Source organism: Microcoleus sp. A003_D6 (assembly GCF_036702825.1).
In the GTDB taxonomy this organism is placed as follows: domain Bacteria; phylum Cyanobacteriota; class Cyanobacteriia; order Cyanobacteriales; family Microcoleaceae; genus Microcoleus.
In genome coordinates this window covers 1-8,823 of record NZ_JAUBWA010000188.1, presented here as the reverse complement: position 1 = coordinate 8,823, position 8,823 = coordinate 1, and the positions used below count along the sequence as shown (strand labels likewise).

At 48.1% G+C, this 8,823-nt stretch carries 9 protein-coding genes; 6 read left to right on the top strand and 3 right to left on the bottom strand.

Annotation, left to right across the window (positions count from 1 at the left end; translation table 11 throughout):
• Positions 1–290: 290 nt before the first annotated feature.
• Both QUB70_RS30160 and menB read left to right on the top strand, forming a co-directional pair.
• Positions 291–887, top strand: coding sequence for a TerB family tellurite resistance protein (locus QUB70_RS30160; protein ID WP_332985382.1), 597 nt, complete (start codon positions 291–293; stop codon positions 885–887).
• A gap of 398 nt (positions 888–1,285) precedes the next feature.
• Positions 1,286–2,119 (top strand): 1,4-dihydroxy-2-naphthoyl-CoA synthase, encoded by an 834-nt coding sequence (menB, locus tag QUB70_RS30155; protein ID WP_332985381.1) that lies wholly within the window; start codon positions 1,286–1,288, stop codon positions 2,117–2,119.
• A gap of 230 nt (positions 2,120–2,349) precedes the next feature.
• Here the strand turns inward: menB and QUB70_RS30150 are convergent, their stop codons facing one another.
• Complete coding sequence (locus QUB70_RS30150) at positions 2,350–2,640, bottom strand: hypothetical protein (RefSeq protein WP_332985380.1); 291 nt, start codon at positions 2,638–2,640, stop codon at positions 2,350–2,352.
• A 515-nt stretch (positions 2,641–3,155) separates the two neighbouring features.
• Between QUB70_RS30150 and QUB70_RS30145 the strand changes: the two genes are divergently transcribed.
• Entirely contained in the window at positions 3,156–4,382 is a 1,227-nt protein-coding gene (locus QUB70_RS30145) for a hypothetical protein (protein ID WP_332985379.1), read from the top strand.
• Between the two features lie 373 nt (positions 4,383–4,755).
• Positions 4,756–5,460, top strand: a complete 705-nt coding sequence (locus QUB70_RS30140; RefSeq protein ID WP_332985378.1) for a PspA/IM30 family protein — start codon at positions 4,756–4,758, stop codon at positions 5,458–5,460.
• Between the two features lie 54 nt (positions 5,461–5,514).
• Here QUB70_RS30140 and QUB70_RS30135 read toward each other — a convergent pair whose 3' ends face one another.
• Complete coding sequence (locus QUB70_RS30135; protein ID WP_332985377.1) at positions 5,515–5,691, bottom strand: hypothetical protein; 177 nt, start codon at positions 5,689–5,691, stop codon at positions 5,515–5,517.
• Positions 5,692–5,761: 70 nt separating this feature from the next.
• Between QUB70_RS30135 and QUB70_RS30130 the strand changes: the two genes are divergently transcribed.
• The gene (locus tag QUB70_RS30130) at positions 5,762–6,550 is read left to right on the top strand and encodes a PspA/IM30 family protein (RefSeq protein ID WP_332985375.1); all 789 of its coding nucleotides are present in this window, start codon (positions 5,762–5,764) and stop codon (positions 6,548–6,550) included.
• A gap of 200 nt (positions 6,551–6,750) precedes the next feature.
• On the top strand, positions 6,751–8,286 hold the full coding sequence (locus QUB70_RS30125; RefSeq protein WP_332985373.1) for a ShlB/FhaC/HecB family hemolysin secretion/activation protein: 1,536 nt from the start codon (positions 6,751–6,753) through the stop codon (positions 8,284–8,286).
• 113 nt (positions 8,287–8,399) lie between these two features.
• Here the strand turns inward: QUB70_RS30125 and QUB70_RS30120 are convergent, their stop codons facing one another.
• Complete coding sequence (locus QUB70_RS30120; RefSeq protein ID WP_332985372.1) at positions 8,400–8,555, bottom strand: hypothetical protein; 156 nt, start codon at positions 8,553–8,555, stop codon at positions 8,400–8,402.
• Between the last annotated feature and the right edge of the window lie 268 nt (positions 8,556–8,823).

Sequence of the window (8,823 nt, the reverse complement as noted above, 5' to 3'; positions counted from 1 at the left end):
CAAATCTCAGTTTTCCACCCAAAATCTGAGTAAATTTTGAGTATAATTGCTGATTGACAAATGCTTCCTTAGCTTAACTTGTGACGAATGCCTGCGGTCTAACTGTACTCAGTTGACCGTCAGGTTCGTTCACTATAGTCTTACTTATCCACTGGCTGCGGATACAATAAGTACGATCGCTAATAAAACAAGTTTTTTTTGGGGAATTTATGGCATACTTACCTAACTAAAAACACTTTAGATCGAGAAATAAAGTCATACCGCATCCCAATCGACAGTAATTTTTAATTATGGACACTACCACAATCAGCACTGAAGTTGTTGAGCTGTTGTCTCGGATTAGCCGGCAAAAGCTCCGCGAACAAGATATCACTCCTTTAGTCATCTTCCTGACTGCCCTAATTTCCATCCTGCGCGGAGTGATGATTATTGACAGGACGATCGCCGTTGAAGAAGAAGAACGGCTGCAAAAGACTCTCAAAGCCTTTGCCAGCGGCGACCCCGATCGGGTAGAACTAATTCAGCGCCTTGTCAAAGGCATCTCCAAACAGCAGGTTTACTTCAACCCCACGGAATTGCTAACCCTGACAGCTTTCTTCTCAGAATCAGAAAAGCTGTTGCTTATCGTTTCCGGCTACGAAATGTCAGCCGCAGACGGACACATCGACCTCCGCGAGCAAATGTACTTACAGTCGATGGGAAACCGACTCGGCCTCGACTCCAGACACGTTGCAGCCATAGACACTTTATTTACTAAAGAAGGAACCCTCGACTCAGAAGCTTTTGCCGAAGTTCAAGCTTTACTCGCACCCAGCGAATTCGAGTCCCGCGATCCGGTACTTGTCAAAGCAGCAAAGCACCTGCTGGGTATTTTACTCCGCAAATAATGCAGCGGATATAAATTTATTCGCAGTATAAAGACTGCGAAAGAGGGAAGAGGATTTGACGCTTTTTCGATTTTAGACGCGAATTGCGCGCCAAGCCACTCAAAAACTGGGTTTTTAACCGATTCATGCAGCGCTGCATGGCGTATTTTGGTGAAAAATCCGGTTTCTGCGTAAGTCCCGCTTTATTTTTTGGGCAAGAGTCGATCGACCCTTGTATCTCATTGAACCGAATCCATCTAAAATCTAAAAGCGACCAAGAATTTCTTGATGGTACCCGCCACGTGATTTATCCGTGGAATCAATCCAAAATCTAAAATCTAAAATCTAAAATCGAATGACTTGTCGCTGCCTTAGCCTTAATGCACCTAGCTCGATCTCAAATCTCAAATCAATTGACTATGGAAATTGAATGGCACACCGCCAAAACCTACGAAGACATTCTCTATCACAAAAGTGGCGGCACCGCCAAAATTACCATCAATCGACCTCACAAACGGAACGCTTTTCGTCCCAAAACCGTGCAGGAACTGTGCGATGCCTTTACTGATGCGCGCGAAGACACAAAAATCGGCGTTGTTTTGTTCACCGGTGCGGGGCCTCATACAGACGGCAAATACGCCTTTTGTGCCGGCGGCGACCAAAGCGTGCGGGGTGCGGCGGGATATGTAGACGAAGGTGGCATACCCCGCTTGAACGTGCTCGACTTGCAGAAGTTGATTCGATCGATGCCCAAAGTTGTAATTGCTTTAGTTGCAGGTTACGCGATCGGCGGCGGTCATGTTTTACACTTAATTTGCGACTTGACGATCGCTGCTGACAATGCTATTTTCGGACAGACAGGCCCCAAAGTAGGCAGTTTCGACGGTGGTTTCGGAGCTAGCTATCTCGCTAGAGTTGTCGGTCAGAAAAAAGCCCGAGAAATTTGGTTTTTGTGCCGCCAGTACAGCGCGCAGCAAGCCCTAGAAATGGGTTTGGTCAACTGTGTCGTGTCCGTCGAACAACTCGAATTAGAAGGCATTCAGTGGGCTCGGGAAATTTTAGAAAAAAGTCCGATCGCGATTCGCTGTTTGAAATCCGCTTTTAATGCCGACTGCGACGGTCAAGCCGGTCTGCAAGAACTGGCTGGAAATGCCACTTTGCTGTACTATATGACCCAGGAAGGCGCCGAAGGCAAACAAGCCTTTTTGGAAAAACGGCAACCTGATTTTAGTCAATATCCTTGGCTGCCATAGCTCGATCGAGAAATGAGTTTTTTTGTTCCCTCATTCCTATTACAGATGCTACAGATTTCAATGAGTTGCTAAAGTCGAATTTACCCGATCGTCCAAAAGTTTGAGTAGCGATACCCTTGCCCAAAAAGAATGAAACTGCTTTGCCAGATCCAAACTATAATACTCATCAATGATTCCCCAATCAAAAATCGAAAATCGAAAATGGTATGAGCTGTCCTGCTGCTGACTAACTAGACCGAGACGGCCGCTGAAGCTTTTTCCGTTAACGTTGTGCCTGTAAGCTGGCAGGCATTGCGCTCAGCAAGAGTGACGGCAGCCTCCTGCAAAGTTACAGTCTGTTCTTGCCACAGTTCAATTTCTTCTATGTTTTCCCAAGATAGCCCAAAAGCCGAAACCGCTAAAGAACAAGCTTTCCACTGACTTTGAACCGGAACGCTCAGCAGCTCGCAAACACCCCCGCGTCTCCCCTCTGGGGTATAGTGGCGGCAGTGACGGCAAGCAGAAGTTAATTGGGTTTTCATAAAACGTTCTTAGGTAAACCATTTTCATCTCTAATTCTCCAATGTAGAGCCAGCAGGGTTTAAAGCATTCCAGCCTTTATGCTGTCTGGGTTATAGCGATCCCCGGACAGTAATTAAATTTTATAAATTCTTTATAATCTCGTTATATATAGAAACAATAAGCTCAGTGTAGACTCATGGTATAGGTAAAAACACAGCTTAAAAGTTTATAAGCCTGTCAGGGATCAAGAAAAAGTACAAATGCGGCACAACAATGAGAGGTTAGAAATAAGCGGTATCTCCAGATACAAAAAGCTGCTTGCAGTCTCGGCAATCAGCTTTTGGGACACAGCAACAATTAAGTTTTAAAAGGAAAATGAAAAGATAGCGGACGGCGATCGACAGCAGGCGCTCGGGCCCCTGTTGCATTGACGCCAAAAGTAGCTAGTCATTAAAATAGGCAAGTTTTCAAGCTTCTTGTTTATCTCTACAATCAAAACATTAAAATTAATTCAGAGGCGGTAGGAGTTTTGCTAATGAGTAAGCGTTCTTCGGTGGAATCCCCAAATCATCAATCCTCTTCAACCCCAATCAAGCCTGCTTTGCAAGCAGTCCTGGGGAGTCTAGATGTAAATCTAGAAGCAGAACTGACAACATATAGAAGGCACAGGCGGCGCGCCGAACAGTGGGTGTCGCCCTCAGTTCGTACCGGCAAGCAAACAGCCACAACCGAGCAACAGCTAGCCCAAAATTTGGCGCCGGAGACTGCGGAGGAAACCCAGCAGCCGCTATCGCTGCCCCTATCCCTTGCCGGCACTCAGGGCGATGCCCCGCTAGCAACTACCAGGGGTGGCACAAAATTATCTAGCAGTGGCTTGGCACCCAACAAGTATCTCGAATCAAGCGAAAAACTGATCGAAAGTTTGGACGAGCAAACAGCCGAGCCTGCGGTCGAACGCAGTTTAGCCGCCAGTTTGTTAACTCCCCTGGGACTGAGTTCGATGCTGCTGTTTCTGCTGTCGTGCACAGCTTTGGGCTACGCCGTCATGCACCCGTCAAGTCTGGTGAAAATGGCCGGGCTGAACCGTTTGGTCGATCGTACCGCGCCCGGGGCCAGCGACAGTCAAGTTACTACCGCCACATCAGATACCGGCACCAAGGAACTGCCGAAAGCTCCAAATCTGGCATCCAAGGAATTTGTCGAGCTAGATTTGAGCACTCTGAGCAATGTCAAGCCGACAGCCAGCCCGATTGCTTCCCCGTCGCCAAAAGCATCAATCCCGCCCAATCCGGCAGCGCCTCCAGGCCCTGGCGCGGCTGTCCCGATACCTACAGAAGACGGCAACCCAGCCAGAGGCAGGGAACAAGGACTCAACAATCTCAGTACGGCTTTGCTTCCCAGTCCCAGCCCCAGCGCCTCCCAGCCTGTCCCGACACTGCCGACACTGCCTCCAACACCCTCCCCAGCCCAGCCGACAGCCGCAGCCTCAGCGACAGCATCCCCGGCGACAGCAGCCCAGGCGACAGCAGCCCCGCTGGGAAGGCCGACACGGGCTGCCGACGGTTTCTATTACGTTGTCACCGATTACACCGACGAAAAATCGTTGCAGCAAGCCAGAACCGCAGTTCCTGATGCCTACGTGCGAAACTTCTCAAAGGGTGTCAAGATCCAAATGGGGGCTTTGAACGATGCTGCCTCAGCAGAACGTTTGGTGAAAGAACTCCAAGAAAAAGGGGTGAAGCCGCAATACTATCAGCCATAAATTAGGTAAAGGTTCAGTTGACAGTTGACAGTTGACCCTTCGACTACGCTCAGGGCGACGCAGTTGACAGTTGACAGTTGACCCTTCGACTACGCTCAGGGCGACGCAGTTGATAGCGACGCTTCGACTCCGCTCAGCGCACCGCCTCTACCTGGAAGTCCGAGGATTGGAGTATTGAATAGTCTTCTTTTAATTTCTCCCTGCAAGGGAGAGGCTTTAAACCAATTTTTTCTGGTAAAGGGTGAAAAACTTTAACTAAATTGTTAGACAAAGCTAGACAATGAGGAATGTTTTGTCTAACACAAAATTGGTTTTTTAATTGTCAATTCCCAGTCCTAAATCTAAAATTTAATAAAATCGGGAGACAGGCAAAATGGGATTATTCGATCGCCTATGGCGAGTGATTCGAGCCAATATTAACAGTTTGGTCGGGGCGGCCGAAGACCCAGAAAAAATTCTGGAACAGGCTGTAATGGATATGCAGGAAGATTTAGTGCAGCTCAGACAAGCTGTGGCAGGGGCGATTGCAGCTCAAAAACGCACCGAACGCCAGTGTTCCCAAGCTGAGTCTACAGCCGCAGAATGGTACCAGCGGGCGCAGCTAGCTTTGCAAAAAGGCGAGGAAAATTTGGCGCGGGAAGCTCTGACGCGCAAAAAATCTTATCAAGAAACGGCAACGGCGATGAAAGCCAGTCTCGGACAGCAGAACGCTGTTGTGACTCAACTTAAAGAAAATATGCGGGCGCTCGAAAGTAAAATTTCTGAGGCAAAATCTAAAAAAGATATGTACATTGCCCGAGCAAGAAGCGCTGCATCGTCGGAAAAGCTTCAAGAAATGATGGGCAATCTCAATAGCGGCAGCGCTTTGAGCGCGTTTGAACGGATGGAAGAGAAAGTCATGCAGCTAGAAGCTCGCTCCGAAGCAATCGCAGAACTCGGAACTAATGATTTAGAAAAGAAGTTTCTCTCTCTCGAAGGTGCCGGCGATGTGGATACTGAGTTGGCGGCGATGAAAGCACAAATGCTTCCGGGCAAGAATACACCCCAATTGCCATCCGGCGAGCCGCCCGCATCCTGAACGCCCGCGTGCACAACAATAGTTTGGATGAGCAAAAACTTCTCAACAGCGCAGCTAGAGATAGGTCGAAACGTGTTGGGTAATTCCCGGATCGAAGTTAAACTCAGTAGATAGGTGCATGAATGAGCTTGCCTGCATCACATTACTCGATCGCTTTAAACTGGATTTATCTGTCTGCAAAAATTGCCAAAAACTAAATCGCACTAAAAATCTGACAAGAGTGAATTTCACAACTGCGGGCTAGGGCTATCAAGCCTGCTTTCCGCCTACTTCGTACACCTCACCCAGGAAAAATAGCATTATGGGATTATTTGACCGCATTAGCCGAGTCGTCAAAGCCAATCTTAACGATCTTGTCAACAAAGCTGAAGACCCGGAAAAGATTTTAGAACAGTCCGTTACGGATATGCAGGAAGACTTGGTGCAGTTGCGTCAGGCCGTTGCCAGCGCGATCGCCACTCAAAAGCGCACCCAGACTCAGTACAATCAAGCTGAATCTCAGTCTAACCAGTGGCAGCAGCGCGCTCAGCTAGCCCTGCAAAAAGGAGACGAGACTTTGGCCCGGGAAGCGCTAGTTCGCAAAAAGTCTCACGCTGAAACGGCCGCTACCCTGAAAGCGAGTCTGGAACAGCAATCGGGTCAGGTGGAAAGTCTCAAGCGCAACTTGATCGGTTTGGAGAGCAAGATTTCCGAAGCCAAGACTAAGAAGGATATGCTCAAAGCCAGGATATCCGCTGCTAAGGCTCAGGAACAGCTCAACAATACCATTGGCACCTTGAATACTGGCAGTTCGATGGCAGCTTTCGATCGCATGGAAGAAAAAGTTTTGCAGATAGAAGCTCGCGCGGGAGCTTCGGCAGAACTGGCGGCCGGTGGCAGCAATTTAGAGGAACAGTTCCGCTTGCTCGAAAGCGGTGGTGATGTTGACGACGAGTTGGCTCAGATGAAAGCTCAACTGACCGGGGGTTCTGTGTCTCAAGGTCAATTGCCGGCAGCGGGTAAAACTGCTACTACTCCTACTACCTCGGAGTCGAGTCCGGTGATTGACGCTGAGTTGGAAGAATTGCGATCGCAGCTCAATAAAATGTAGTAATTTCTATCAAAATTCACCTATTTCTCAGATGATAGCTTTGATAGAATGCTCCGCCGACCTACAGCGCTAGCTTGGGGAGGTCGGAGCTTTTTTCAGGGGTTCTTTACTAATACACAAAGTTTTCATTTTGTCAAGCATCTTTGTGTTGAATTAACGAATTAAATTATTTAAAAAAAGTGATAAAGTAATTTAATTCTTTGGAATTGCGATCGGGCGCTGCCGACGCAATTCCAAATAACTATAAAATATTCCTAATAAAGGTCGATCGATTTGAAGTTGTTGGCAGCACCGTCTTTAGCAAAGAAGAATTAGATGCTGTACTCAAAGATTTTATAGGCCGCCCGCTGACTTTTGCTCAACTGCTGCAAGCTCGTTCTGCTGTGAGTCAACTCTACATCAGCAAAGGTTATATCACTTCGGGAGCGCTGATTCCGCCGCAAACCCTCTCCGGCTCAGTTGTCAGAATATTAGCGATCGAAGGCAAGCTAGAAAGTATAAATGTAGTTGGGACTAGGCGGCTGAATTCTAACTACGTCAGAAGCCGATTAGCCCTGGCAACACGAGGCCCGCTGAACGAAAAGCGTTTGCTAGAAGCTCTGCAATTGCTGCAACTTAGCGGGCAAATCGAAAACATCTCAGCGGAACTGCAAGCGGGTTCTCGTGCGGGTTTTAATTTGCTCTTAGTCCGAGTCAAAGAAGCAAGAACTTTTCAAGCCAGCATTTTTACTGACAATTCTCGCTCTCCGAGTGTGGGGAGTTGGCGGCGCGGCGCGGAAGTCCGCGAGGCTAATTTGTTGGGTTTGGGAGATAGTGCGAGTTTGGTTTATACAAATACTCAGGGTAGCAATGCTGTCGATTTGAGTTACACGTTGCCAGTGAATTCGCGCAACGGTACTGTGAGTTTTCAGCTCAGCAGGAGCAAAAGCAATATTGTTGAGTCGCCGTTTGACGCGCTGGATATTGAGGCGTCGAGCCGCAGTTACGAGTTGGCTTACCGCCAGCCGATCGTGCAAACTCCGAGAACAGAAATCGCGATCGGGATTGGTGCCAGCAGGCGAGAAAGCGATACATCTTTGCTGGGTGAGGATTTTCCGCTGTCGCCGGGAGCGGATGCTCGCGGGAGAACTCGGGTTTCGGCGCTGAGGCTGTTTCAGGATTTTACTCAGAGGGGTGAGAGAGATGTCTTGGCGGCGCGATCGCAGTTCAGTTTGGGAGTGGGAGCATTTGGCGCTACGGTGAGCCGCAGTGAGCCTGACGGTCAATTTTTGGCGTGGCGGGGTCAATTGCAGTACGTGCGGTTGTTGGCTCCCCAGACGCTGCTGGTGGTGCGATCGGATGTGCAGTTGGCTGGGGGAGGGCTTTTGCCGATCGAACAATTTGGTTTGGGGGGTTCGGACACGGTGCGGGGCTACCGTCAGGATGCTTTGCTTGCCGATAGCGGGATTTTTGGTTCAGCCGAGTTGCGGTATCCGATTTTGCGCACCGGCGACAAACAAGGAGTTTTGCAGGTAACGCCGTTTGTGGATTTTGGGAATGTGTGGACTCAGGGCGGGGGAATTGCGGCCATAGAAGCGAATACTTTGCTGTCAGCGGGATTGGGCTTGCGGTGGCAGTACGGTGAGAGGTGGAATGTTCGCGGAGGCTGGGGAATTCCTTTGATTGATATTAAGTCGAGCAACAGGAGTTTACAAGAGCGCGGGCTGTATTTTTCTGTAGAATTCAAACCTTTTTAGGAAAGCAGTCGTTTTTCCCTTTGCGGAAGTGAGCAATTCCGCTATATAGTAATAAGTATCATTTGGCACTCATCGGTAGCTGCCCAAAGTGTATTTTACTGCTAATTTTTAAATTAAACTATGTCTAAGGTGCGGTGGCTGATTTTAAGTTCTTTTGCTTCCGGTTTTGGGCTTTGCTCAATCATTTTCGCGATGTTTACGATGACTTCTGGGCTGTCGTTTACGTCTTTTTTTACCTTTGTTTTAACTTTGGTATTTTTTGCAATCAATCTGCTTTTTGCTTTGCATTATTATACATCAATTACCAAAATCTTGAGTGTTAAAGGTAAAAGAAAAGCTAGAATTTAGCGGTTGTGAAGAAGAATCGGACAAAGGCATGGAGAGTTTTTTAGGGAATTTGCATAAAATCCAGGAAAACGCCTCGGGTTAGCAAAACTATCTAGCTGTAAGCCATAATTATTTAACTACCAGCCGGGAAGTCCCTCTGTGTATTTAGAGGGGATAAATCTGAGCGCTCTCGTTGTACCCCGAATAAAT

Bases quoted from the DNA above. Each gene is read 5' to 3' on its own strand.
- QUB70_RS30160 (WP_332985382.1), top strand. From the start codon at position 291: ATGGACACTACCACAATCAGCACTGAAGTTGTTGAGCTGTTGTCTCGG.
- menB (WP_332985381.1), top strand. From the start codon at position 1,286: ATGGAAATTGAATGGCACACCGCCAAAACCTACGAAGACATTCTCTAT.
- QUB70_RS30150 (WP_332985380.1), bottom strand. From the start codon at position 2,640: ATGAAAACCCAATTAACTTCTGCTTGCCGTCACTGCCGCCACTATACC.
- QUB70_RS30145 (WP_332985379.1), top strand. From the start codon at position 3,156: ATGAGTAAGCGTTCTTCGGTGGAATCCCCAAATCATCAATCCTCTTCA.
- QUB70_RS30140 (WP_332985378.1), top strand. From the start codon at position 4,756: ATGGGATTATTCGATCGCCTATGGCGAGTGATTCGAGCCAATATTAAC.
- QUB70_RS30130 (WP_332985375.1), top strand. From the start codon at position 5,762: ATGGGATTATTTGACCGCATTAGCCGAGTCGTCAAAGCCAATCTTAAC.